We start from the raw sequence: 25,578 nt of genomic DNA on the forward strand, positions 1-25,578 counted from the left end.
GCGGCGCCGAGCGCCAGGCGACCTACAGCCCGTTCCTGCCGATCTCGCCGAAGACCGGCCGCGTCCTCTACGTGCCGATGAAGGCGGTCGATGCCAAGGCCGGCACCATCGTCTTTAACGACGAGGACGGCACCGAGACTGAGCTTCCCGTCACCGGCGGCCGGGTCAAGATGCAGTGGAAGCCCGACTTCGGCATGCGCTGGGCGGCGCTGGGCGTCGATTTCGAAATGTTCGGCAAGGACCACCAGACCAATGCGGTGATCTACGACCGCATCTGCAACATCCTTGGCGGCCGCGCGCCGGAGCACTTCGTCTACGAGCTGTTCCTCGACGACAAGGGCGAGAAGATCTCCAAGTCGAAGGGCAACGGCATCACCATCGACGAGTGGCTGAAATATGCCTCGCCGGAGAGCCTGTCGCTGTTCATGTTCAGCAAGCCGCGAACCGCCAAGCGGCTCTATTTCGATGTCATCCCGCGCCAGGTCGACGACTACTACAGTTTCCTTGCCAAATACGGCGAGGAGGATGCGGACAAGCAGCTCGCCAATCCGGTCTGGCACATCCACAACGGCACGCCGCCGACGGTCGACCTGCCGGTCGGCTTCTCCATGCTGCTGAACCTCGTCAGCGCCTCCAATTCGGAGGATGCCGGCGTGCTGTGGGGCTTCATCTCGCGCTATGCGCCGGGGGCGACGGCTGAGAACAACCCGGAACTCGACCGGCTGGTCGGCTACGCCATCGACTATTTTCACGACTTCGTGGCGCCCAGCAAAACGTTTCGGGCGCCGAGCGAGGTGGAGCGGGCGGCCTTGCAGGACCTCGACGCCCGGCTGGCGGCGCTGCCGGCCGACGCCGACGGCGAGACCATCCAGAATGAGGTCTATGCGGTCGGCAAGGAGCACCCGTTCGAGAATCTGCGCGACTGGTTCAAGGCGCTCTACCAGGTGCTGCTCGGCCAGGACCAGGGCCCGCGCTTCGGCAATTTCGTCGCGCTCTACGGCATCGACGAGACGCGGGCGCTGATCGAAAAGGCGCTCGCCGGCGAACTGGCGACCGCCTGAACTCATTGGCGCCATCGGCACAAAAAAAGGGCGCCGGAGAGAAACGCTCCGGCGCCCGGTCTTTCCTGGGAGGAAGGACGATAGAAGTTTAAACGTAGTAGCGCTTCGCCGTTTTGAACCAGAACTCAACAATGGCGTTGAGGATCTGGCCCATGGCCTCAAGAGTGCCGACCTTGCTGACGACGGCGTTGGCCCCGGCCGCATATGCCTCTCGGCCGAGGTCGTCGTCGCCATTGGTCAGCGTACAGACCGGAATCGCCCGCAAGTCGGGGGCGTCCTTCACCTGCTTCAGGAACTCAAACGCGCCCGCATCGGCGCGCTGAAGGTCGAGCAGGATCAGGTCCGGCAGGGTCCGTGCCTGATCGTCGAGACACCGCCTCAGAACGTCTTGCGCGCCGGGTCCGTTGGCGCACACCTTGACGCAAAGCCTGAGGGGGGCCTCCGACAGTGCCTTCCTGACGATCGCGATATCCTGCTGATCGTCGCAAACCAGAAGCACCGTCGCATCCGCTCCGTGCTGCCACTCGCACGGAAGCTGACGATCGAGGGACGAACCCTCGAAGCGCTTGTCCATACCGCATCTCCAAAAACAAGGAACAGAGGCGTCCATCCGCAACGCGGACGCCGAATCGACGACTTGCGCGGTGCAATGCAAAAAACCGCGGTGCCGTCTGATTGCAGCCGTATATGGATGATCCAGCGTAGGTTTATAAGTATGTTACCGTAACGAATGGGGTTACGCTCGCCCCGGAGCGGGCTAGCGGCGTGCGGGTCTGGACAGTAATTCCTTGTATTCTTTGAGGATTTCCGGACTGTCGAAAATCCTCTCGATCTCGCGCATCGCCGCCTCGGGATCGGAGCCGCCGTTCTGCTCCATCGCCTCGCGGTAGTAGGAAATCTTGTCCTCGTCGCCAAGCGCGATCGCCGCGGCGAGCGCCAGGACGAGGCCGCGCTGGTCGCCGGACTGGACCACGGTCTCCGCCTCGGCAAGGGCGGTTCGGTAGTCGCTCATGCGGAAGGCGGCGATCGACAGCGGGATCCGCATCCAGCCGGGCGGCGCCGGGCTCATGTAGACGCCGCGCCGGATCAACGCCACGCCTTCGTCCCAGTTGCCTTGCAGGATCTCCGCCCAGCCGAGATGGACATAGAGGTCGGGCTTGGAGGGATTGCGCGCCATCGCCTGGCGATAGGCGTCCATCGCGGCTTCCCGGTCGCCCTTGGCGGCAAGGATCGCGCCGAGATATTCGTGGCCGAGCGCATTGGTCGGATCGAGGCGGATCGCCCGGCGCGCCGCGGCGAGCGCCTCCGACATGATGGCGTCCCGCTCGCTCGCCTCCGCATTCGTCCAGTCGAGGAAGCGCAGGAACGCCCAGGCCGCCCAGACCGAACTGCTGCGGCTGTCGGCCGCGATCTGCTCGGCAAGACAGGTGCGCGCCGCCGCCTCGTCGTCGGGCCGCTTGCTGAGGTCGAACTGGTGGAACCGGAGCACGCAGGCATAGCTTGTGGTGCCCTCGTCGCCGAGGCGGGCACGCCGCTCGACCAGGCGCTCCATCGCCTCGCGCGGCAACAGGCCGCCGGGGCTCGCCAGTTCGGAAACCAGCTCGCGCACGGTTCGCGTCAGGTAGTTCTGGAACTGCGCATCGTTGGCGGGGAAGACGGAGGTGTTCGTCCACACGATCGTGTTGGTGTGCAGGTCGGTCAGTTGCAGGTTCAGGTGAAGGTTTTCGTCGGTGGAAAAGAACAGCCCGTCCATCACGTAGTCCGGCGGCGGCTCTGAGCCGTCGCCTTCGGCGGTCCCGCGCCCGGAGCGTACCCGGATGGAGCGGAACTGGGCGAGGTCGGCGATCAGTTGCTGGCGGATGCCGGCCGGATATTTCAGTTCCCGGGCCTCCAGCCGCTCGTCGAACGGATGCACGACGACGATCGGCGGCTCGTCGATATGCCGGTCGGGCCCGACCAGCCGGGAGAACGGCCAGGATCTGTGCAGGGCGAGGCCGGCGATGCCGATGATGACGGCAACGAGGATCGCCGCCACCGTTGCCGTCAGCACCGGATCGGTGCGCTTCAGCGGGAGGTGCCCGAACCTGGGGTCGGTATCTAAAGGTCGCGCCGCCCCGTGCGTTGCGGCCGGCCCTGCGGGCGCGCCGTGCTCCGCCCCGTTAACGGCGTTGCCGGCTACCGCCGCTGGGCCGGCCGCGATGTCGGCGCCGTTGCCCTTGGTGATCAGGATCGGCCGGTAGCCGCCCTTGGGAATGCTGATGCGGATCGCAAGCGAGCCGCCTTCCGTACGGTAGAACTCATCGAGCTGGGCCCGCACCCGGCCGGCCTGGACGCGCACGGAGGGATCGGTCTGCGGGTCGAACCCCGTCGCCTTGCCGAGCGCGTCGACGCCGATGGCATAGGCGGAGATCGCATCGCCCCGTCCGGCGGCCTCCTCCCCGACCACATAGCGCAGAAACGCCGAGGCCCGCGGAGACGCCCGGAACGCGGACGAGCCGAGGACCGCCTCAAGCGCTGATGCGAAGGCGTCCTCCCTCGGCGGCATAAGCCGTATCCCTCCCGCGATGCCCGTTATTTATCCGCCTAGCATAACCGAGAACGGCGCGCGTGCGGTCCAAACAATTCGTCGTAAGGTGAACCGCAGATATCGCCGGCCGAAACGCACCCCGGAAAGCATGCGTGCCGCCAGTTACATCGCCGGATGCACGTATCGGACGCATCCGCTCAAAAAAAATGCAAATGAGAGAAACTTTTTCTGCATCGGGAATTCTTAGAAAAACCAATGAGAAACGGTTGTTCACGCAACTGAGGGGTGTGTATACATTGTTTTAAATCAAATACTTATTCGTGTGTTAATCGTCCTTTAAGGGCAACCCGCTTAGTAATTATTCCTAATGGAAAGCATTGGGTGGCCAGGCGGCCCGAGTACGGAGACGTGGTACATGGTTATGGGGTTTTCCACCTGCCGGGAGCGGGCACAGTTGGCTGCGCTTCATCGTTCGCAAGCGATGATCGAGTTCCTTCCGGACGGCACGATCGTCTCGGCCAACGAGAATTTTCTGTCCGCGATGGGCTACCAGGCCTCCGAGGTCGTCGGCAAGCATCACTCCATGTTCATCGACCCGGCCGACCGCGGCAGCGCTGAGTACAAGGAGTTCTGGAAGTCGCTGGCCAACGGCGAATTTCGGTCGGATGAGTTCAAGCGCTTCGGCAAGGGCGGCAAGGTGGTCTGGATCCAGGCCTCCTACAACCCCGTCCTGGACCGTTCCGGCAAGACCGAGCGGGTGCTGAAGATCGCCACCGACATTACCGAGGAAAAGCTCCGCAATCTCGATTTCGAGGGCCAGATCGACGCCATCAACAAATCTCAGGCGGTGATCCATTTCGAGCTCGACGGCACGATCGTCGATGCCAACGAGAACTTCCTGAAGACCCTCGGCTACAAGATCGATGAAATCCGCGGCAAGAACCACTCCATCTTTGTCGACGCGGACTACCGGGCCAGCACCGACTACCGCGCGTTCTGGGATGGACTGCGCGCCGGCGAATTCCAGCAGGGCGAATTCCGGCGCATCGGCAAGAACGATGCCGAGGTCTGGATCCAGGCGACCTACAACCCGATTTTCGACGCCGACGGCAAGCCGTTCAAGGTCGTCAAGTTCGCTACCGACCGCACCGCCGCCGTCAAGAAGCGGATGCACCGAGAAGGCGTGACACGGACCATCGACTCCGACCTCGACGAGGTCGTTGCCGCCGTATCGGAGGCCGCCGGCCGCGCCGGCTCGGCCGCCGACGTCGCTCTCGAGGCCTCGTCCAACGTCCAGACGGTCGCCGCCGCGGCCGAAGAGTTGGTCGCCTCGATCGAGGAAATCAGCCGCCAGGTCTCCCACGCCACCGAGATCTCCGGTCGCGCCGTCGAGGGTGCCACCAATTCCGGCACGATCATGAGCGGGCTGTCGGAAGATGCCCAGAGCATCGGCGCCGTCATCGAGCTGATCGAGAACATCGCCAACCAGACCAATCTGCTCGCCCTCAACGCCACCATCGAGGCGGCGCGCGCGGGCGAGGCGGGCAAGGGCTTTGCCGTCGTCGCCTCGGAGGTCAAGAGCCTCGCCTCGCAGACGACCAAGGCGACCGAGGACATCAGCGCCCGCATCACGTCGGTTCAGAACTCCACCTCCAGCGCGGTGGTGGCGATCGACGACATCAAGGACGTGATCACCCAGATCAGCGACATCTCGTCCTCCATCGCCGCCGCGATCGAGGAGCAGTCGGCCGTCACCCGGGACATCTCCGCCAACATGCAGACGGCGTCCCATGGCGTGAGCACGATCACCGAGAACATGCAGGCGATCTCCTCCTCGACGACCCAGATCGACGCCGCGGCCCGCAAGGTCAAGGAAGCCTCCCGCTCCATTGCCTGACACCGGCCGGAAAACCGGCACCAGAGGGCAATCCTCCAGATGCAAAAACGGCCGCGCTCCGGGTTCCGGGGCGTGGCCGAAATCTTTTCGGCGTGTGTCTTTCGCAAAAAAAGCGGGTCCCGGTCGTGGGACCAGGACCGACGCAAACAAATGGCAAAGGGAACGCCCGGTGATCCCGTTGTGATGAGACGCTCTCGCCGGGTTGTCCAGAAAACCTGCCCTGCGGACAGGCCGGCCCGAAGTGTCGTGCGGCGATCCGCCCGTCAGGACCGGTGGCCGGAGACTGCCGGGTTCTCTGGCGCCACATGCACCAGCTTCGGCCGCTTGCGGTCGGCGTTGGAAATCGGGAAGTCGGTGTCGATCAACGCGGGGATGTCTTCGGCCGGCACCGGCCGGCTGTAGAAAAAGCCCTGGACCTCGTCGCAGCCCATCGCCGAGAGCTGGTCCATCTGGTCCTCGGTTTCGACGCCCTCGGCGTTGATCCTGAGGCCCATGGTCCGGCCCATGCTGATGGCGGCGCGGATGATCGCCGCGTCCTTCACGTCGCTGTTGATGTCGCGCACGAAGCTGCGATCGATCTTCAGCTTGTCGAACGGGAATTTCTGCAGGTAGCGCAGGGACGAAAAGCCGGTGCCGAAATCGTCCAGCGACAGGCCGATGCCGAGTTTCTTCAGGAGCAGCACGATATCGAGCACCTTTTCGGTGTCGGAAATCAGCACGCCCTCGGTGACTTCCAGGTCTAGGAGCCAGGGGAACAGCTCGGTCTCCGACAGGATCCGCGAAATCTTGGCGGCAAAGGCCGGCTCGCGGAACTGCACCGGTGAGATGTTCACCGAGACCTTGATGCCGCCCCATTGCGCGGCGTCCAGGCACGAGCGCGTCAGGATCCACTCGCCGAGCGGGCCGATCAGGCCGCTCTCCTCGGCGACCGAGATGAACTCCACAGGGCTGATGAACCCGCGCTCCGGATGGCGCCAGCGCACCAGCGCCTCGACACCGATGAGCTTGCCGCTCGCCAGGTCGATCTGCGGCTGATAGTGCATGACGAACTGGCCGTCTTCCATCGCCAGGTGCATGTCCCGCTCGATCAGCCGCCGCATCGCCTGGCGCTCGCGCATCGCCTGGTCGAACAGGCGATAGGCGCCGCGGCCGCCGCTCTTGACCTCGCAAAGGGCGGCATCGGCGTTGACCATGAGCTCGTCGCCGGTTGCCCCGTCCTGGGGAAAGACGGCAATGCCGATGCTGGTGCCGATATGGAGCTTGTGGCCCTCCACGAGGATCGGGCGGGCGACGGATTCCAGCAGCGCCTCGGCAACGCCGATCGCGTAATTGCGGCTTTCGATGGCCGGCAGGACGAGACAGAACTCGTCGCCGCTGATCCGCGCCAGGACGCCGTTGTGGCCGCGCCCCGCCGTCATCCGCTCGGCCACGGCGCACAGGGCCGCGTCGCCGATATGGTGGCCGTAGCCGTCGTTGATGTCCTTGAACTTGTCGAGGTCGATCATCATCACGCCAACGAGGCCGTCGGTCTGGCGGGCCTTGGCGATGGCCTCGCTGAGGCTGCTCGCCAGCAGTCGCCGCCTCGGCAGTCCGGTCGGTTCGTCGTGGGTGGCCAGAAACGTGACCCGCCTGGCGGTTTCCGTCAGCGCCCGGATCGGCACCACCCTCAGGAAATAGAACAGCGCCAGACCGCAGCCGAGCGAGACCAGGAACACCAGGACAGTGTCGTCGACCAGCGTCGCAATGGACCGCCTGAGAACGAGGGTGCCCACCTGCCGGCCGGAATCGAAGATGCTCTGGCGGGCGACGATGGTATTGAGGCCGAGTTCCCTGTCATTGGCGCCATGGACGGCGACGGTCGCGCCGTCGGCGTCCAGAACCTGGGAGACGGCCATGCTGTGTCCGTCATGGGCGCTGTGCTTGTGGTCCCAGACCCGCAACATGTCTTCGATGCGCGACGTCCCGAACTGCCACAGCTTCGGATTCTGGCTGACGATGGTGGACAGGTTCTGCGACAGGAAATGGGACTCGGCCCGCAACTCGCTGGCAAGGTTCGTGTGACCGAAGAAGAAGAAGATCGCCGGCACGGCGAGCGTTACCAGAATGGCGGCGATCCCGGCGACGGTGGTGGTCCCGCGGGCAATGCGTTTGTGAAAATGGGTGATGCCGGGCATGGGAATGCGCCTTGTTCTGATACCTTCAGTCGACGGGTTGGTGTCCGGAGTTCCGCAGGATTTCCCGCCCCTCCGGCGAGCGCACGAAGGCGATGAAGGCCGTCGTCTTTTCCGGTGCGCCGAGCTTGGTGACGAAGCGGAAGGTCTTGACGTGCGGATAGGCGCCGCGTTCCAGATCGGCAACGGTCGGTGCCGGCCCGTCGACCCCGACGATGCGCAACTGGCGCGCTTCGGACAGGATCTGGGCTTCGGTCGACACGCCGACCGAACCGGGCAGCTTCTCCAGGTAATCGGCGTTCTGCTGATCGTTGGTGGCGATGAGAAGACCGTCGCGCACGTAGGCGGCGTCGACGGCATCGTCCATGCCGGTGGCGAACTTGCGCAGGAACCCGATGTCGCTCTCGCTTTTCTGGCGCAGCACCAGGCGCACCGGCGTGCCGTTCGGCCATGTCTCGGTCGCGCCGACGAAGACGTCGGCAAGCTCTCCGCCGGAGATCTGTTTCAGGCCGGTGCCCTCGCCGGTGACCAGGATCACCGCGGTCCGCGCGTAGGGCCGGTCGATGGCGCCCGCGGCGCGTTCCTTGTCCTTCAGGCCGCGCGCCGAAACCGACAGGTCGATGGCCCCGGCCAGCACCGCCTTGATGCCGCCGCCGCTGCCCAGGCTCGGCAGGACATCCACCTCGACGTCGGGATGGGTCACCTCGAAGGCCCTGGCGAGAAGCTGTATACCGCCGAGCGCGCCGCCGGTGCCGCCGACGGTGAGCGTTGTCTGCGCGGCAAGGCCCGTGGACATGGACGCCATGCCCGCGAACGCCGCAGCGGCGACGACAGTCAGAAGTCGTGACAGGTTTCGGTCCGGCATCGTGGTCCCCAGCGGCAAGGACACGGAAGTCCTTGAAAAATTGCGTAAACTTGATCCTCTTATGTAACCGCAAACGCTTAATCTACGGTTACGCTGGCAACCGGACGGCAACAAAGTTAAGAATCGTATTCAGTGGTTCTCTAGTAAAACCAGGAATGCAGAAAAATCATTGGGTTGGCAGGGAAGGGGTGGCCCGCGTTCTCCTGGGAGAATACTTTGTAGTTTATTTTCGCAATAGTTGGCTCAAGTTTCGCGTAAAACTTTAGCGTTCAAGAATTGCGCGCGGGAAGGGCGGGGCGCGACCTAGCGTGCAATCGCGATCACCGTCTGGATCGCCGGCAGGCTGAGGAGGGCGACGCCCGCAAGCCAAAGCCAGAGCGATGCGGCATCGCTTTCCGTTTTGCCGGTCGCCCGTTCGAAGACGGCGGCCGGCACGCCGCCGAGCATGACCGTCACCGTCGCCGTCAGCAGCGAGGAGACGAGGAGGACGACGCTCGGCGAGGCGACGAAGAAACCGGGCGCCATGGCCAGCACCACCACATGGGCGACGAGCCGGAACGGCGAGAAGATGCCGCTGACGATCGCAAAGGCGAGGATGGCTATGAGGAAGCCCTGGCGACCCATGAGGAGATCCCTCATGCGAGCGTCGGCCGATAGCCGGCCTGCAGCAGAAGGGTCAGATAGGCAAAGCGCATCAGCAGCAGCCAGATCGCGGTGAAGACGAGGACGACGGGAAGCGGTGCCGCCCGCGGTGTGACGGCGGCGAAGATCCGCACCGCCGGCTCGGTGACCGTGACGAAGGAGCGCCAGATGACGTTCTGCGCGTCGGCCTGAAAGAAAAACGACAGCACCAGCCGGCCGAGCGTCATGTACATCAGGATCGCCAGCAGATAGTTCGGGACGTGGTAGTACCATTCGGCGGCGATCGGATCGGCGGGCATGGGTCGGGCTCTCGGTCCTTCAGCGGGTGCAGCGTGCCCGTTCAACCACAGCATCGCCGCCGGGAAAAGCCCGAAGGGTATGTCGGTCGGCGGCGGACAAGGAAACGGGGCCGAAAAGGCCCCGTCCCAACAATTGTCATGGCTCCGGCCGTCAGGCGCTCGCGGCCCGGCCCCTGTCGGCGACGACGGAGCCGCTCGGCCGGCGCACCTCGTCGACGAGCTGCTGCATTTCCTCCGACGGCTCCGGCGTCAGATAGGACACCGCGATCATGACGATGAAGCCGATCGGAATGCCGAAGATGCCGGCGGAGATGTTCTGGATGTCGAAGATCAGGTCCTGGCCGAAGCCGAGCGGCGGCGGCGCCGTATAGACGAGATAGGCGAGCGTGGTGCCGAAGCCGGCGATCATGCCGGCAATGGCGCCCGCCGTGGTGCAGCGTTTCCACCAGATGCCGAGGCACAGCGCCGGGAAGTTGCCGGCAGCAGCCAGCGAGAACGCCCAGGCGACCAGCGCCAGGATGTCCGGCGGCGCCGCGGTCGCCGTATAGGCGCCGAGGATGGCAACGCCGAGGAGGATGATCCGCGCGGCCACCAGCCGGCGCGCGGTCGGCGCGTTGCGGTCGATCATCCGGTAGTAGATGTCATGGCTGAGGGCGTTGGCCATGGCGAGCAAGAGGCCGTCCGCCGTCGACAGCGCCGCGGCAAGGCCGCCGGCACCGACGAGGCCGGTGACGACGAAGGGCAGGCCGGCGATCTCCGGCGTCGCCATGACGATGATGTCCTTGGCGATGGAGAAGTCGGCGAGCCCGACCACGTCCTTGCCGGCGCAGGCCTGCTGCACCGCTTCCAGCGACGCGGCGGCGGCGCCGCACAGCGTCACCTTGCCGGACGCGCCCCAGATATAGACCCAGTTCGGCAGGTCCGCGAAGCTGGCGCCGATGACGTTCTCGTAGACCTCCCATTTGGCAAAGGCCGCATAGGCCGGCGCGGTGAAGTAGAGAACGAAGATGAACAGCAGCGACCAGCCGACCGACTTGCGTGCTTCGCGCACGCTCGGCGTCGTGAAGTAGCGCATCAGCACGTGCGGCAGCGAGGCCGTGCCGATCATCAGGCAGAAGACCAGCGCAAAGAAGTTGAGCGGATCGGTGGAACTGAACGGCGCCAGGTGCCGCTGGATGGTGTCGGCCGCGGCAAGCCCGTTGTCGATCATGCCCTGTTCCAGCGCGGCGATGTTCTGCAGCGCTTCGCCATACATGAGCTGCGGGATCGGGATGCCGGTCCTTTGCGCCGACATGATCACCACCGGCAGCAGGTACGCGATGATGAGGACGATGTACTGGGCGACCTGGGTCCAGGTCACCGCCCGCATGCCGCCGAGCATGGAGCACAGGAGAATGCCGAGGATGCCGACGAAGACGCCGACGTCGTAGGGAATGCCGAGAAACCGCTCGGCGATCAGGCCCGTGCCGCGGATCTGCGCCACCACATAGGTGAAGGAGGCGGCGAGAAGCACGACGATGCCGAGGAAGCGGGCAAGGTTGCCGCCGAAGCGCGCGGCGAGGAAGTCGGGCACCGTGTAGGCGCCGAACTTGCGCAAATACGGTGCGATCAGCACCGCCACCAGCACATAGCCGCCGGTCCAGCCGAGGACGAAGGCAAGCCCGTCATAGCCGAGCACGTAGAGCGTGCCGGCCATCGCCAGGAACGAGGCGCCGGACATCCAGTCCGCGGCCGTCGCCATGCCGTTGTAGACGGCGGGCACCTGGCGCCCGGCGACGTAGTACTCCGACACCTGCATGGTCCGCGACAGGATGCCGATCATCGCATAGACGACGATGGTGAAGCCGACGAACAAAAAGCCGAGGATCTTGTTGGGAACGCCGACCTGTTCCAGGATCGCAAGCAGGATCACGAAGGCGGCGAAGCCGCCCGTGTACATGCCGTAGATCTTGCCGAGATTGTTGATGAAATCGGAGGTACCGCTCTGCTGCGTCGCCATCTGTCGCTCCTCCTAGTCGTCTTCGGCGACGCCGAACTCACGGTCGATGGCGTCCTGGCGGTATGCGAAGAAGAAGGTCAGCGCCACGAAGACGATGAGCGAGCCCTGGGCGGCTATGTAGAAGCCGAGCGGGAAACCGAGAATGACGATCTCGTTGAGCGCGTCGACGAAAAAGTGGATGACGAAGCCGAAGATCGCCCAGACGATGAGGCAGCCGATCATCAGCCCCTTCGTCCTCGACCACCAGCCCTCCTGATTCGAGGTCGCCATGGATGAGTTCCTCCCCCGTTTTGCCGGCTGAGGACACAGCCGGCCCGTTTCGCCGTTCGTCCGGCGGTATTAAGGCCGCACCTTTTCGCAAGGAACGACCGGTTTGGGGGCGTAAATTGCCCCGATTAGGTTGAGTCTATACCGCCGGCATTGCCCGTCCGTATACGACTTTTGTCTAAGATGCCTCGTGTCTTCAAGGGATTGCATGGGTTTTTATTTGCGGCAATTCAGAATAACGTTTCGCAAAATAGAAACGTGGTTTGAATAAATCTTTGGGCCGGAGATCGACGGAGCGTAAAGAATTCAAGACGGACGCCGCCCGTCTTTTGCGCGCGACTATGTGCGACGCGTTATCCGGCACTGCCGCTTTTCCTTGCAATAACCTTTCCCAAAGACGTAAGTTTAATGAACAACAATCCGCCATTGGGTCAAACGGGTGGAGTGACGGGTAATACCAAAGGGCTTTGACGACCTTCGTTCCAACTGCGCCAAGGCGAGGGAAAAGAAGGCTCTTGCGCTGATTGCAGGGGCGCTTGTCAATGTCCTTCCGTATGATGGGAGAGTAGCGTGACATCCGAAGAGGGCACCCAGTACAGGTTCATCATCGCCGACGATCATCCGCTGTTTCGCGGCGCGTTGCGCAAGACCATCGAAGAGATGTTCGACGGCGTGACCATCGTCGAAGCCGGCAGTCTCGACGAGGTCTCCGGCGAACTGGGATCCAACTGCGATATCGACCTGGTCCTGCTCGATCTGTCGATGCCCGGCATGCGCGGCTTTTCCGGCCTGATCTACCTGCGCGCCCAGCATCCCGGAACGCCGGTCTGCATCGTCTCCGGCGCGGAGGAGGCGGCCACCATCCGCCGCTGCATGAATTTCGGTGCCGCCGGCTACATCCCGAAATCCCAGGGCATCGAGAAGATCCGCGACGCCCTCGGCGCGATCCTTTCCGGCGATACCTGGACGCCCCCCGGCATCGACCTCGATGCCGGCGACGACGACGAGATCCAGGCGTTGGTCGGACGCCTTTCCACCCTGACGCCGCAGCAGGTCCGCGTGCTGATGATGCTGAGCGAGGGGCTGCTCAACAAGCAGATCGCCTATGAGCTCGGCGTCTCGGAGGCGACCGTCAAGGCCCATGTCTCCGCGATCCTGCAAAAGCTCAACGTGGAAAGCCGCACCCAGGCGGTGATCGCGGCCAACCGCATCGAGGCCGGCCAGTGGCAGACGGCGGTCGCGAGCTGACCTTTTCCGCACACCGGTTTCCCCGCTCCGGAATTGTCCGCGTTACGGGCGGAGAGCGTGCGTAACGTTACTCCGCGGCCGAGCGGCGCGGGTTCACCTGGGTGAGGAACGCCCGGAGCGCGGCCGGCTTCACCGGCTTTTGCAGCACCACCAGGCCCTTCTCCTCCGCCTCCTGGCGCACCGCCGGCGAGCGGTCGGCGGTGATCAGCGCGCCCGGCGTTCGGGTGCCGAAATGCCAGCGCAGTTGCCGCGCGGCGTCGATGCCGGTGCCGGTGTCCAGATGATAGTCGAGGAGCAGGATATCCGGCACCACGCCATTTTCGGCGAGGGCCGTCTCGGCATCGGCGACGGAGCGCGCCGTCACCACCTGGCAGCCCCAGCCGGTCAGCAGCGTCTCCATGCCGGACAGGATCTTCGGCTCATTGTCGATGCAAAGGATGGAGAGCCCGGTGAGCGGCTTTGCCGCCGCCGCCGGCCGCGCCTCGGCCTTCGGCGTCAAGGGCACGGCCGAGGTCACCGGCAAGAGCACGGAAAAGTGCGAGCCACGATTGTCTTCGGAGTCCACATTGACCGGATGGCCGAGCACCCGCGCGATGCGCTCCACGATCGACAGCCCGAGGCCGAGACCGGGGGCCACCTTGACGCCGCGCTCCAGGCGACTGAACTCGGCGAAGATCTCGCGCCGTTTTTCCGGCGGCACGCCGATGCCGGTGTCCAGCACCTCAACGCTCATCTGCCTGCCCCGCCGCCGGCAGCCGATCAGCACCTTGCCGTGCTCGGTGTATTTGATGGCGTTGGAGGCAAGGTTCTGCAAGAGCCGGCGTAGCAGCCGCCGGTCGGAGCGGACACTGAGGCTGCACGGCACGATGCGGAAGTCGAGCCCCCTGTCACGGGCCATCGGCTCGAAATCGACCTTGAGCTGGGAGAGGATGTCGTCGATCGGAAAGACGCCGATCTCCGGCTTCATGGCACCGGTGTCAAGCCGCGACATGTCGAGGACGGCGCCGATGATCTCTTCCACCGAGTCGAGCGAGGCCTCGACATTCTCGACGAGTTCGCGGTTTTCCGTCTCCGAGAACCGCTCCACCAGGCTCTGGGCGTAGAGCCTTGCCGCGTTGAGCGGCTGCAGAATGTCGTGGCCGGCGCCGGCCAGGAACCGCGTCTTGCCGAGATTGGCCTCGTCGGCAAGCCGTTTGGCGACCGTCAGTTCCTGGTTCAGCCGGGTCAGTTCCATGGTGCGTTCGCGCACGCGCTTTTCCAGGGTCTCGTTGGCCCGCGCTAAGGCCTCCTCGGCGAGCACGCGCTCGGTGATGTCGGAAAAGGTGATGACGATGCCGCCGGTCGGCATCGGGCTGGTATGGATTTCCAGGATCGAGCCGCTCGTCAGTTGCTCCTGGAAATCCTCCATCCGCCGGGCGACGCGCTCAAGCCGCAGCCCGACGAGCGTCTCCACGGCACCCGGCCCGAATTCGCCCGCCTCGGCCACATGGGTGAGGATGTCATAAAGCGGTGTGCCCACATGGCCGTATTCGCCGGGAAGGCCGAGAAGCTCGCGGAACCGCCGGTTCCAGCAGGTCAGCCGGAGTTCGGCATCGAAGACCGCGATGCCCTGCTCGACCTGGTCGAGGGCGGTCTGCAGCAGGTCGCGATTGTACTGGATCGCCGTCGTCGCGTCGTCGAGCAGCTTCATGGCGCCCTTCGACGCCGGATCGCGCCGTTCCACCAGCAGCGACAGCACCAGCCGCGAGGAGGCCGCGCCGATGGCGCTGGCGAGAAGCTGTTCGGCAAAGCGCATGGTCCGGGCGTCGGCCGGCTCGTTGCCCGGCTCCGCGATCTTCTCCGCCTCCAGATGGGCGACAAAGGCCCGCTCGGTGCGCTCTTCGCCGAGATAGCGGGCGACGGTCTTCTTCAGATCGTCCAGCGTCACCGCCGTGCGCCACAGCCGGAAGGCCGGCGTCGGCGCCAGGTCGCTCGGCACGAAAACGCTCGCCTGCAGCCGTTCCAGCGGCGTCGGCATGCGCGTCAGCGAGACGAAGACGTAGCAGCCCACATTGACCGAAAGGCTCCAGAAGACGCCGTGGATATAAGGATCGAACGACAGCGAGAACAGCGCCTGGGGCCTGAGCAGCCAGATGCCGAACGGGCCGGCGGTCAGCAGCGTTTCGTCGAAAAGCCCGGCATCGACGAATGACGGCAGCAACAGCGTATAGGCCCAGACCCCGAAGCCAGACAGCATGCCGGCGATGGCGCCGCGGGCGGTGCCGCCGCGCCAGATCAGCCCGCCGAAAAAGGCCGGCGCGAACTGGGCGATCGCGGCAAAGGACAAGAGCCCGATGGAAGCCAGCGCCGAGGAATCGCCGATCATCCGGTAATAGGCGAAGGCGAGGAACAGCGTCCCGAGGATCGCCCCGCGCCGGATGGCGATCAGGAGCTGGCCCATGTCCCTTGTGCCGCCGGGATCGTCTTCGCGCCGCCTCAGGATCAACGGCATGACGAGGTCGTTGGAGATCATGATGGCGAGCGCGACGGAGGCGACGATGACCATGGCCGTCGCCGCCGACAGCCCGCCGATGAAGGCGATCAGCGAGATCAGGCTGGCGTCGTTGTTCATCGGCAGCGCCAGCACGAAGCCGTCGGCGTGGACCGAATCCCCGAAGGTGATGAGGCCGGCAACGGCAATCGGCACGACGAAGAGGTTGATCAGGATCAGATAGATCGGGAACAGCCAGGTGGCGCGGCGCAGCTCCGCCGGGCTGTTGTTCTCCGTCACCGTGACGTGGAACTGGCGCGGCAGCATCAGGGCGGCAAAGAACGACATCAGCGTCAGCCCGATCCAGCTGCCGCCGTGCAACTCGCCCTGGAAGCGCGAGGCGATCGCCGGTCGCGACTGCATCAGTTCCATCAGGTGCCCCGGCCCGTCGAACAGCACATAGGTGACGTAGAGCCCGACGATCAGGAAGGCGATCAGCTTGACGACGGATTCCGCGGCAACCGCCAGCATCAGGCCTTCCTGGTGCTCGGTCGCGTCGATGTGCCTTGTGCCGAAGAGGATGGCAAAGAGGGCCATCGCCGCGGTCACCAAGAGCGCCACGTCATTGAACCAGGGCGACAGCGACGCTCCGCCGATGAACCACGGCTCGCTGAGGACGGCGGTGACGGAGGTCGCGACGGCCTTAAGCTGCAAGGCGATATAGGGGATCGTGCCGATCAGCGCGATGATCGCGACGACCGCGGCGACCGGCTGGCTCTTGCCGTAGCGGGCGGCCATGAAGTCGGCGATCGAGGTGATGCGCTCCGCCTTGGCGAGGTTGATGAGCCTGAGGAGCAGCGGATAGCCGAGCGCAAACAGCAGGATCGGGCCGATATAGATGGTCAGGAAGTCGAGCCCGCGCGAGGCGGCGAGCCCGACCGAGCCGAAGAACGTCCAGGAGGTGCAGTAGACGCCCAGCGACAGGGCGTAGATCATTGGCCGTCCGCGCCCCGGCGCCCGGCCGCGGCTCGCCCGGTCGCCATAGCTGGCGATGGCAAAGAGCAGGCCGATATAGAGGAAGGCGACGCCGACCACGAACCAGCCTTGCAGCATTTCGCCTCTTCCGTCACGTTACGGGCTTGGTCGCCGCGGATGCGTTCCGGGAACGCGTTGCTGGCGGTCGACGGGAAACGGGTCCGACGGCCGAAAGGCCCCGGAAGCATTGGTGGATCGGATCATATGCCGGCCGGCTTGTCCACACCGGGCTGCCGATTGCCGCGCGGATCGGTCGGGAGGAATGCCTTGGTCTTTGCGGCTGTGCGCCACTGGCTGGGCGACATGTTTCGCAAGGACGCACCCGTCGTCGACGCCGCCACGCTTGCCGACTTCCTCGACGCCCACGCCGCCTTCATCGTCCAGAAATGCATCTACGAGTACGCCCGCGCCCGCGCCGGCACGATGTCGCTGGCGCTCTTCAAGGAGGAGGGCTTCAAGGCGGCGGTGGAGACCTCGCGCTGGCAGAACTATCCGCTCGGGCTTCAATATGTCGGCGAAATGGCGCTGACCGTGCTGCGGCCCGACTGGCCGGGCGGCGCGGCGGACCTCGCAGATCGGCTCGCCGGCATCCTCACCGCGATCACGGCGCGCTATCCGGTGCCGGAAGGTTTTGCGGCGGATTTCTGGGAAATCGAGCGCGCCTCAATCGCCGAGCACTTGCGTCACGCCGCCCTTGCTCAGCCCAAGCCCGTCAAGGATATCCCGCTCGCGACGGTGGAGATGTTCTTTGCGCGCCTGCCGATCCACGAGCGTCTTCGTGGGTACGACTACCAACTGATCCAGAACAATTTGCGCATCAACCTGTGCCGCAGCTATGAGACGTTCCTCGAGCGGCTCGACCGGGAGGCGCTGCTTGCCGACCTCGCCGCAGGCCGTCCTTCGGTGGCGCTGCCGGCCGGCGGCTGAGAACCGCACTTCAAGAAAAAAGGTCGAGCGTGTCGCGTGGATTTGGTGGAAGGCGACACGCTATAACGAAAAAAAAGGACCAGCCATGCCCAGGAAGTCGAGTGCCACGCCGCTGGTTGCCGTCGATGCGGTGGCCCTTGATACCGAGACCACCGGGCTCGATCCGTCCAAGGCCCGCGTCATCCAGATCGGCGCGGTGCGCATCCGCGACGGCAAGCTGGTCGACGACGCCACCTTCGACGTGATGGTCGATCCGGGAACGCCGATCCCGGCCGCGACCTCCGCCGTCCACCACATCGACGATACCATGGTCGCCGGCAAGCCGGCCTTTGCCGAGGTCCGCGCCGCGCTGGAGGAGTTTATCGGCGGCGCCATCCTGATCGGCCATTCCATCGGCTTCGATCTCGCCATATTGCGCCGGGAATATCTGCGCATCGACGAGGCCTGGCGCCAGCCGCGCAGCCTCGACACGCGGCTGCTCGCCCAGGTCGCCAACCGGACCCTGCCGGACTTTTCCCTCGACATGCTCGCCTCCTGGCTCGGCGTCGACATCGCCGACCGCCACACCGCCGTCGGCGATGCACGGGCAACGGCGCGTATCTTCCTGGAGCTGGTGCCGAAGCTGCGGGCCGACGGCGTGCGCACCGTCGCGGAAGCCGAAAACGCCTGCCGCAAGCTCACCCGGGTGCTCGACGAGCACATGCGCGCCGGCTGGGTCGAGCCGGTCGCCTCGCCGAGCCAGCGCGATGCGGAAAAGACGCTCGCCCGCATCGACAGCTATCCTTACCGCCACCGCGTCCGCGACGTCATGACGAGTCCGCCGCTGGTCGCCAGCGAGGCGATGTCGCTGCAGGACGCCGTCGGCCTGATGATGAAGAAGAAGGTCTCTTCCCTGTTCCTGGCGCCGCCGGACCGCATCGCCCGTGCCGGCAAGCGCGGCGGCAAGGGGACCGATGCGGACGGCCCCGACGTCGGCGAGATCGGCATCGTCACGGAGCGCGACGTGCTCCGGACCATCGCCGACGACGGGCCGAGGGCGCTCACCGAGACCGTTTCCGCCATCATGTCGATGCCGGTCGCCTATGTGCCCGCCGATGCCTTCATCTACCGGGCGGTCGGGCGCATGAACCGCATGGGCGTGCGCCACCTCGCCGTTGCCGACGATGAGGGCCGGCTGGTCGGTGCTCTCTCCGCCCGCGACCTGTTGCGGCTTCGCGCCAGCGAGGCGATCTCGCTCGGCGACGAGATCGATGCCGCCGGCGACGTGCCGGCCCTTGCCAAGGCCTGGGCGCGCCTGCCGATGGTCTCCGCCAGCCTCGTTGCCGAGGACATTTCCAGCCACGACATCGCCGGCGTCATCAGCCGCGAGCTCGGCGCCCTGACCCGCCGCGCCGCCGTCCTTGCCGAGCAGAACATGGTCCGGACCGGAAAGGGCGATGCCCCCTGCTCCTATGCCGTGCTGGTGCTCGGCTCGGCCGGCCGCGGCGAGAGCCTCCTCGGCGCCGACCAGGACAACGCCATCGTCTTTGCCGAGGGCGATCCGGACGGCCCGGAAGATCGTTGGTTCGCCGAATTCGGCAAGCAGCTCTCGACCATCCTGCACGATGTCGGCGTTGCCGACTGCCCCGGCGGCGTCATGGCCCGCAACGCCGCCTGGCGCGGCAGCCTCGACACCTGGCGCGGCCGCATCGGCGACTGGGTCCGCCGCTCAAGGCCGCAGGACCTCCTCAACGTCGACATCTTCTTCGACATGCGCGCCGCCCATGGCGATGCCGGCCTCGCCCGCACCCTGATGGAGGAGGCCTACGAGCTCGGCCATGCCGCGCCGAGCTTTGCCAAGCTGTTGGCCGAGGCCGTGACCGACTTCAAGCCGCCGCTCACCTTCCTCGGCGGCATCAAGACCGAGGCCGGCCGGGTCGACCTGAAGCTCGGCGGCCTGATGCCGATCGTCGCCAGCGCCAGGGTGCTTGCCATCCGCCACAAGATCCTGCACCGCGCCACCCAGCATCGGCTGGAAGCGGCGATCGCCATGCGCATCGGCGGCGAGGCCGACCTGCAGCAGATGATGCGCACCCACGGCCTCATCCTCGGCCATGTCCTGCGCCAGCAGCTCGCCGATATCGACGAGGGCAAGCCGCTGACCAATGCGGTGTCCCTGAAGCGCCTGCCGCGCCACGAGGCCGACGCCCTGCGCGATGCCCTGTCCCGGCTCACCCATATCGACGACCTGCTGCGCGACCTGCTGTTCGCCTGACCGGGCAGGGCAGGGGCAAAGGGGGCGCCCCGTTTTGCCCCCACATCGAAAAATACGTATTTCCCCTGAAGGATATTCCCATCTTCGCGCCCGATGCACTAACGTCCGGGTCGAAGGGGAGTCGCGGCGACGGGCCGCCAATGCGGGAGCACAGGGGATGTTGAAGGAATTCAAGGAGTTTGCCGTCAAGGGCAACATGGTCGACATGGCGGTCGGCATCGTTATCGGCGCGGCTTTCGGGGCCATCGTCTCGTCGCTGGTCGACGACATCATCATGCCGCCGATCGGTGTCATTGTCGGCGGCATCGACTTTTCGCAGATCTTCGTGGTGCTGAAGGACGGCACGCCGCCCGCGCCCTACGACACGGTTGCCGCCGCCAAGGAGGCTGGCGCCACGACCTGGAACGTCGGCCTGTTCATCAACGCCATCGTCAAGTTCCTCATCGTCGCCTTTGCCCTTTTCATCGTCGTCAAGGGCATCAACCGGCTGCGCCGCGAGGAGGAGGCCGCCCCGGCCGAGCCGCCGGCGCCGCCGCGCAACGAAGTCCTGCTTGAAGAAATCCGCGATCTGCTGAAAAAGTAGCTCTGGAGCCGGGCCCCGCTGTGTCGGGGCTCGGTCAACGGAATTGCCGAAGGATCGGCCCGGCCGCCCCACGGCCGGGCAAGTAGGGCGTTATTGCCGAAAGGGTTCAAGAATGCTGATGGAATCGCTGCGCGCCGAGGCCCGCGAGGCGCCGGAAAGCGGGATCGTCGAAGTCATGACCTATGGCTGGGGCCGCCCCGGCCTGATCCCGCTCTGGGCGGGCGAGGGCGACCTGCCGACGCCGGAATTTATCCGCGATGCCGCCAGCCGCTCGCTCGCCGACGGCGAGACCTTCTACACCAGCCAGCGCGGCATTCCCGAACTGCGTGAGGCGCTCGCCGACTATCATACCCGGCTCTACGGCCGCCCGTTCCAGCCGGAACGGTTCTTCGTCACCGGCTCGGGCATGCAGGCGATCCAGATCGCCGTCGATTCGGTTGCCGGCGCCGGCGACGAGGTGCTGGTGCCGTCCCCTGCCTGGCCGAACATCGTCGCCGCCCTCGGCGTTTCCGGCGCACGGCCGGTGGAACTGCCGATGTCGCTCGGAAATGACGGCTGGGTGCTCGATCTGGAAAAGCTGAAGGCCGCGATCACGCCGAAGACACGGGCGATCTTCGTCAATTCGCCGTCGAACCCGACCGGCTGGGTCGCCGGCCGCGAGGTGCTCGCCGAGATCCTCGACCTTGCCCGCAAGGAAGGGCTCTGGATCATCTCCGACGAGGTCTATTCCCGGTTCTATTTCGGCGATGCCCCGCGCGCGCCGTCCTTCTACGACGTCGCCGAGGACGACGACCGCATCCTCTACGTCAACACCTTTTCCAAGAACTGGGCGATGACCGGCTGGCGCGTCGGCTGGATTTCCGCCGCCCCGGAACTCGGCCAGGTGATCGAGAACCTGATCCAGTATTCCACCTCCGGCGTTGCCGTCTTCATGCAGCGCGCCGCCGTCGCCGCCCTCAATGACGGCGAGGCCTTCGTCGCCGAGCAGGTGGCGCGCGCCCGCTCCGGCCGCGACCTCATCTGCTCGGCGCTGGAGCGCACCGGGCGCACCCGCTTTGCCTGGCCGGCCGGCGCCTTTTACCTGTTCTTTGCCGTCGACGGCGAGCCGGATACCTCGAAACTGGGGCTGCGCCTCGTCGACGAGGCCAATATCGGCCTTGCCCCCGGAACCGCTTTCGGCGCCGGCGGCGAGGGCTATATGCGGCTCTGTTTCGCCCGCGGGGCGGACGGCTTGCAGACCGCCACGCAGCGACTCGTGACCTGGCTGCAAACTTCCTGCGCCTGATCGCCAGCAAGGCCTTGTGAGTATTCGGTAGATTCCCTTATGCTCAGCCCGTGTGGGATAACGCCGGAAGAGAGGCAATGCGGCAGGACAACAGGAGCACCATAGCCGAGACCGCGACGGTTTCCGAAGCGCGCATGACAAGCGTCCTGGACACCGCCGTCGATGGCATCATCGTCATGGACGATGAGATGCGCATCCTGGTGTTCAACAAGGCCTGCGAAAAGCTGTTCGGCTACAGCGCGGTGGAGGTGGTCGGCTCGAACGTCGCGGTGATCATGCCGCCGGAATACGCCAACCACCACGACGGCTATGTGGAGCGCTACCTGGAAACCGGGCAGGAAAGGATTATCGGCATCGGCCGCGAGGTCCTTGGCATGCACCGGGACGGCACTATCTTCCCGGTCGAGCTTTCGGTGGGCGAGGCGCACACGCCCGAGGGCCGGCAGTTCATCGGCATCATGCGCGACGTCAGGTCCCGCAAGGAAGTCGAGAAGCGCCTGAAGGACCTGCAGTCGCAGCTCGTCCACATGGCGCGCATCAGCGCCATGGACGAGATGGGCGCGGCCATCGCCCACGAACTGAACCAGCCGCTGACCGCGGTGATGCTCTATCTGCAGGCGGTGCTGAGGCGCCGGCGCAATGCCGCCGAACGCGGCGAGCCGCTCGACGACCGGGCGCTGGAGATCATCGACAAGGCGGTCGGCGAGGCGGAACGCGCCGGCGCCATCATCCAGCGCATGCGCCAGATGGTGGAAAAGCGCGATCCGCAGCGACGTGCGGTGAACATGGTCGAACTGGTCGACGAGACGATGCAGCTCACCCGGCTCGGACAGGGCGACTCGGACGTCGAGCTGCGCCGCGAGAACGATGCGGACCAGATCATGATCGAGGTCGATCCGGTGCAGATCCAGCAGGTCATCGTCAACCTCGTCCGCAACGCGCTGGAGGCCGTGCGCGGCGCCGAAGACCGGTGGGTGCGGGTCGCGGTCCGTTCCGGCGAGACCCGTGTGCTGGTCGAGGTGGCCGATTCCGGCCACGGCATCGCCGATGCCCAGGTCGACGAGCTGTTCAAGGCGTTCTCGACCGGCCGCAAGAGCGGCGTCGGCCTCGGTCTCGCGATTTCCCGCACGATCGTCCAGAACCACGGCGGCGATCTGACCGTAGACCCGGGCGGCAACGGCTCCGGGGCGCGGTTCCTGCTCAGCCTGCCGCATGCGACCCAGGCGGCGGCGTCCCAGACGACCGCCGACCAAAAATAACAGGGGAAGACAATGAACGATCCGGCTGATGCAACGATTTTTATCGTCGACGACGATCCGGCCGTCCGCGATGCGCTCGGTGTCGTTTTCGAGATGGAGGGCTTCCGGGTCCTGACCTTCGCCACCGGCGACGCCTTCATCGACGTCGTCCACCGCGAGGACCCGGGCTGCGTGCTGCTCGACGTGCACATGCCCGGCCGCTCCGGCATCGATATCCTGTCGGAGCTGAACGCGGAACATTACCCGGCGCCGATCTTCATCATCTCCGGCCAGGGCGATATCCCGATGGCGGTCAATGCCGTCAAGCAGGGCGCCTTCGACTTCATCGAAAAGCCGTTCGATGCCGACACGGTGGTCGGCCGCGTCCGCGATGCGCTGGGCGCAATGTCGAAGGGGACCAATGGCGGCGGCACCCGCGACTGGGATTTCCCGGGCCACGAGCACCTGACCCCGCGCGAGCGCCAGGTGCTGGAACAGATCACCTCCGGCGCCACCAACAAGGAGGCCGGGCGCATCCTCGGCATCTCGCCGCGCACCATCGAGGTGCACCGCGCCCGCATCATGGAAAAGCTCGGCGCCCGCAACGCCGCCGACCTGGTCCGTATCGTCCTGTCCGGCGAGCAGCCCGGCACCGCCTGACCGAGGCGCTGCCGGTCCTTTCGGGCATTGCATGCCCGGGTCGCGCCGGCCCGCGCCGGCGTCCGCAACCGGTGCTCCGGAATCCGCGCACATATGTAGAACACCGAATGGTGTTTCGCCTTTCGTCGTAGGAGTCTTGCCCGACGGTCCCTGCGGCGCCCCGCGGCGCGCGCCCATTTCAGGAAGTCGACGTGGCCATTTACATCCTTGAGGACGATCCGGGCGTTTCCGATTCCCTGTCCGTGTTCCTGGAACAACTGGGCTATGACGTCACCGTTTTCGCCGATGCGGAATCGTTCTTCCGCCGCGAGCCGCCGAAGGAGACGGACACGGTCATCGTCGATCTCGGGCTTCCCGGCATCAAGGGAACCGAGGCGATCCGCTGGATAAACGGCCTGATGACCCGGCCCAAGGTGCTGGCCATTTCCGGGCAGCCGCGCAACGAGATCGAGCGCCAGTTCCACGGCACCGAAGTGCCCGTGGTGCTGCGCAAGCCGCTGACCGAAGAGTCCCTCGTTCCCTGGCTCTGAGCCCCGGTCTGGGCCCCTGCGCGACGATATCTCGCATTCGACGGAAGTCGAAAAACGCCCCCATAAGTAGCTGAACCGATATGCTAACGCCTTGCCTGGCCGTAGAATTTCGTCGCGACGGCAGGCAGGTCCGGACAAGCTGCGGCAAAGCGGCGGGATGGACCGGATTTGAGCGTCGTCAATGCGGAGCGGGCAAAGGACGGAAAACGCCCGTTCGGAACTGACAGCATGGGTTCGCCCCGCGTCAGTGCCCCCGAGGCACCGCATGCGGGCGGACGAGGAGGACAAAAATGGCTTATCTCCACAACGAGATAAGAAACGAGACCCATCTCGTACCCGGCCTTCCTGTCGACGGGGAGCAGGCATGGTCGGACTTCATGAATTCGGTCAACACCAAGATCTGCCGTTTCGCCCAGCACGACGTCATCTTCTATGAGGGCGACATGGCCGACCGCGTCTTCGAGATCGTCGAGGGCGCCGTCATGCTCTACAAGCTGCTGCCGGACGGCCGCCGCCAGGTCGTCGAGATGCTCGGGCCCCAGGCCCTGTTCGGCATTCCGGCCCACGGCATCTACGACTGCGCCGCCGAGACCCTGGTGCCGACGGTCCTGCGGTCGCTGCGCCGCCGTGACCTTGAGGAACAGATGGACCTGCAGCAGCACATCACCCGCTGCCTGCTGTCCCAGATGGAGCGCCTGCACGACCATGCCGTCCTGCTCGGCCGCAAGTCGGCGACGGAACGGGTCGCCAGCTTCCTGTTCCGCTTCGTCGCCAACCGCGGCGGCGTCGGCTGCACCGGCCCGGGCAAGGGCGAGGTCGACGAGGAGACCGTGCGCCTCAACATGACGCGCCAGGAGATCGCCGATTTCCTCGGCCTGACCATCGAGACGGTCAGCCGGGTGTTCTCCGACATGAAGCGCCGCGGCGTCATCTGCATCGAAAAGACCGACCAGATCCGCATCAACAACGTCTGCGGCCTCTGCCACCTGACCGGCGCCCACTGACGCGCAGGTCGGGGTGACGGCCGCGCTGGCGGCAACCGGATAACAAGACGCCGCGCTTTGGCGAAAAGCGCGGCGCTTTTCGATCTGCGGGAAACGGGAAGGGCGGCCGGGCGAGCTTATCGGCTCCGGGCGGCCTCGAGCAGGCGTCTTACCTCGGCCTGCGTCTCGACAAGGTGCTGGCGGTAGCCGAGCAAGGTAATGGACGATCGGTATCCGTACGGCGCCATGCTCGGAATGGGCGGATAGGGCCCCGAGACCCGCTTTGCGTTGACCCAGATGCGTGTGTTGGACCCGCCTGTCACGGCGACCAGCGACCCAAGCGTTTCGCCGACCTTGGCGGCAACGTCGTCGGGGGCTTCCCTCACCAGGTTCATGATGCCCCAGTCGATGCGGCAGTTGGCGCCCGCATGCTCGCCCCGCAGGGTCCGCCGGATGCGGATGACCGCAATGGGGTCTATCTCGGCAGCAGACCCGTCCGGCGCGGTGAACCGCAGCATGACAAAGACCCTCTCAAATCAGCGTTTCCGCTAATCTACTCTTGATTATGTATGAAATAAATACAACCGAACAGAAGTTATCGGGAAGGTCGGGTCTTCCCCCAAGGAGTACAAAAACG

21 protein-coding genes are annotated in these 25,578 nt (G+C 65.4%); 11 read left to right on the plus strand and 10 right to left on the minus strand.

Annotated features, from left to right (window positions below; all coding sequences use genetic code 11):
* The coding region (locus CH339_RS25190) for a lysine--tRNA ligase (protein WP_245408178.1) at nucleotides 1-1,061 on the plus strand (1,061 nt) is incomplete at its 5' end.
* Nucleotides 1,062-1,149: 88 nt separating this feature from the next.
* Here the strand turns inward: CH339_RS25190 and CH339_RS19450 are convergent.
* Together CH339_RS19450 and CH339_RS19455 are read right to left on the minus strand one after the other, a co-directional pair.
* On the minus strand, nucleotides 1,150-1,635 hold the full coding sequence (locus CH339_RS19450) for a response regulator (RefSeq protein WP_170138589.1): 486 nt from the start codon (nucleotides 1,633-1,635) through the stop codon (nucleotides 1,150-1,152).
* 183 nt (nucleotides 1,636-1,818) lie between these two features.
* Nucleotides 1,819-3,606, minus strand: coding sequence for a tetratricopeptide repeat protein (locus CH339_RS19455; RefSeq protein WP_111436040.1), 1,788 nt, complete (start codon nucleotides 3,604-3,606; stop codon nucleotides 1,819-1,821).
* A gap of 397 nt (nucleotides 3,607-4,003) precedes the next feature.
* Here CH339_RS19455 and CH339_RS19460 point away from each other — a divergent pair, with 397 nt between their 5' ends.
* A complete protein-coding gene (locus CH339_RS19460; RefSeq protein WP_111436041.1) occupies nucleotides 4,004-5,485 on the plus strand; it encodes a methyl-accepting chemotaxis protein in 1,482 nt (493 codons plus the stop codon).
* 263 nt (nucleotides 5,486-5,748) lie between these two features.
* On the opposite strand, the gene CH339_RS19465 is transcribed toward CH339_RS19460, so the two are convergent.
* The 6 genes from CH339_RS19465 to CH339_RS19490 all read right to left on the minus strand — a co-directional run bounded on the left by CH339_RS19465 (nucleotide 5,749) and on the right by CH339_RS19490 (nucleotide 11,731).
* On the minus strand, nucleotides 5,749-7,659 hold the full coding sequence (locus CH339_RS19465; RefSeq protein ID WP_111436042.1) for a putative bifunctional diguanylate cyclase/phosphodiesterase: 1,911 nt from the start codon (nucleotides 7,657-7,659) through the stop codon (nucleotides 5,749-5,751).
* Between the two features lie 25 nt (nucleotides 7,660-7,684).
* Nucleotides 7,685-8,461, minus strand: coding sequence for a PstS family phosphate ABC transporter substrate-binding protein (locus CH339_RS19470; RefSeq protein ID WP_170138590.1), 777 nt, complete (start codon nucleotides 8,459-8,461; stop codon nucleotides 7,685-7,687).
* 363 nt (nucleotides 8,462-8,824) lie between these two features.
* On the minus strand, nucleotides 8,825-9,160 hold the full coding sequence (locus CH339_RS19475) for a hypothetical protein (RefSeq protein WP_111436044.1): 336 nt from the start codon (nucleotides 9,158-9,160) through the stop codon (nucleotides 8,825-8,827).
* Complete coding sequence (locus CH339_RS19480) at nucleotides 9,157-9,462, minus strand: YggT family protein (protein WP_170138591.1); 306 nt, start codon at nucleotides 9,460-9,462, stop codon at nucleotides 9,157-9,159. The genes CH339_RS19475 and CH339_RS19480 overlap by 4 nt, the downstream gene beginning before the upstream one ends.
* A gap of 151 nt (nucleotides 9,463-9,613) precedes the next feature.
* Nucleotides 9,614-11,461 (minus strand): sodium:solute symporter family protein, encoded by a 1,848-nt coding sequence (locus tag CH339_RS19485; protein WP_111436046.1) that lies wholly within the window; start codon nucleotides 11,459-11,461, stop codon nucleotides 9,614-9,616.
* A 12-nt stretch (nucleotides 11,462-11,473) separates the two neighbouring features.
* Nucleotides 11,474-11,731, minus strand: a complete 258-nt coding sequence (locus CH339_RS19490; protein ID WP_111436047.1) for a DUF4212 domain-containing protein — start codon at nucleotides 11,729-11,731, stop codon at nucleotides 11,474-11,476.
* A 567-nt stretch (nucleotides 11,732-12,298) separates the two neighbouring features.
* Between CH339_RS19490 and CH339_RS19495 the strand changes: the two genes are divergently transcribed.
* Nucleotides 12,299-12,976, plus strand: a complete 678-nt coding sequence (locus CH339_RS19495; RefSeq protein ID WP_245408179.1) for a response regulator transcription factor — start codon at nucleotides 12,299-12,301, stop codon at nucleotides 12,974-12,976.
* Between the two features lie 67 nt (nucleotides 12,977-13,043).
* Here the strand turns inward: CH339_RS19495 and CH339_RS19500 are convergent, their stop codons facing one another.
* Nucleotides 13,044-16,559 (minus strand): PAS domain-containing hybrid sensor histidine kinase/response regulator, encoded by a 3,516-nt coding sequence (locus CH339_RS19500; RefSeq protein ID WP_111436048.1) that lies wholly within the window; start codon nucleotides 16,557-16,559, stop codon nucleotides 13,044-13,046.
* Nucleotides 16,560-16,748: 189 nt separating this feature from the next.
* On the opposite strand from CH339_RS19500, the gene CH339_RS19505 reads away from it, so the two are divergent.
* The 8 genes from CH339_RS19505 to CH339_RS19540 all read left to right on the plus strand — a co-directional run bounded on the left by CH339_RS19505 (nucleotide 16,749) and on the right by CH339_RS19540 (nucleotide 24,962).
* Nucleotides 16,749-17,408, plus strand: coding sequence for a hypothetical protein (locus CH339_RS19505; protein WP_111436049.1), 660 nt, complete (start codon nucleotides 16,749-16,751; stop codon nucleotides 17,406-17,408).
* A gap of 85 nt (nucleotides 17,409-17,493) precedes the next feature.
* Nucleotides 17,494-19,662 (plus strand): DUF294 nucleotidyltransferase-like domain-containing protein, encoded by a 2,169-nt coding sequence (locus CH339_RS19510; RefSeq protein ID WP_111436050.1) that lies wholly within the window; start codon nucleotides 17,494-17,496, stop codon nucleotides 19,660-19,662.
* A gap of 157 nt (nucleotides 19,663-19,819) precedes the next feature.
* Complete coding sequence (gene mscL, locus CH339_RS19515; protein WP_111436051.1) at nucleotides 19,820-20,245, plus strand: large conductance mechanosensitive channel protein MscL; 426 nt, start codon at nucleotides 19,820-19,822, stop codon at nucleotides 20,243-20,245.
* Nucleotides 20,246-20,363: 118 nt separating this feature from the next.
* Nucleotides 20,364-21,530 carry a pyridoxal phosphate-dependent aminotransferase gene (locus tag CH339_RS19520; RefSeq protein WP_111436058.1) on the plus strand — a complete coding sequence of 389 codons (1,167 nt, stop codon included), beginning with the start codon at nucleotides 20,364-20,366 and terminating at the stop codon, nucleotides 21,528-21,530.
* A gap of 134 nt (nucleotides 21,531-21,664) precedes the next feature.
* Entirely contained in the window at nucleotides 21,665-22,789 is a 1,125-nt protein-coding gene (locus tag CH339_RS19525; RefSeq protein WP_244669006.1) for a two-component system sensor histidine kinase NtrB, read from the plus strand.
* A gap of 12 nt (nucleotides 22,790-22,801) precedes the next feature.
* Nucleotides 22,802-23,428, plus strand: coding sequence for a response regulator transcription factor (locus CH339_RS19530; protein WP_111436053.1), 627 nt, complete (start codon nucleotides 22,802-22,804; stop codon nucleotides 23,426-23,428).
* A gap of 191 nt (nucleotides 23,429-23,619) precedes the next feature.
* Nucleotides 23,620-23,958 carry a response regulator gene (locus CH339_RS19535; RefSeq protein ID WP_111436054.1) on the plus strand — a complete coding sequence of 113 codons (339 nt, stop codon included), beginning with the start codon at nucleotides 23,620-23,622 and terminating at the stop codon, nucleotides 23,956-23,958.
* Between the two features lie 290 nt (nucleotides 23,959-24,248).
* Nucleotides 24,249-24,962: a helix-turn-helix domain-containing protein gene (locus tag CH339_RS19540; RefSeq protein ID WP_201240920.1), complete on the plus strand. Its 714-nt coding sequence runs from the start codon at nucleotides 24,249-24,251 to the stop codon at nucleotides 24,960-24,962.
* A gap of 116 nt (nucleotides 24,963-25,078) precedes the next feature.
* On the opposite strand, the gene CH339_RS19545 is transcribed toward CH339_RS19540, so the two are convergent.
* The gene (locus CH339_RS19545; RefSeq protein ID WP_111436056.1) at nucleotides 25,079-25,459 is read right to left on the minus strand and encodes a hypothetical protein; all 381 of its coding nucleotides are present in this window, start codon (nucleotides 25,457-25,459) and stop codon (nucleotides 25,079-25,081) included.
* Nucleotides 25,460-25,578 lie beyond the last annotated feature (119 nt).

The sequence above is a fragment of the Rhodobium orientis genome (assembly GCF_003258835.1).
GTDB classification, from domain to species: Bacteria; Pseudomonadota; Alphaproteobacteria; order Rhizobiales; family Rhodobiaceae; genus Rhodobium; species Rhodobium orientis.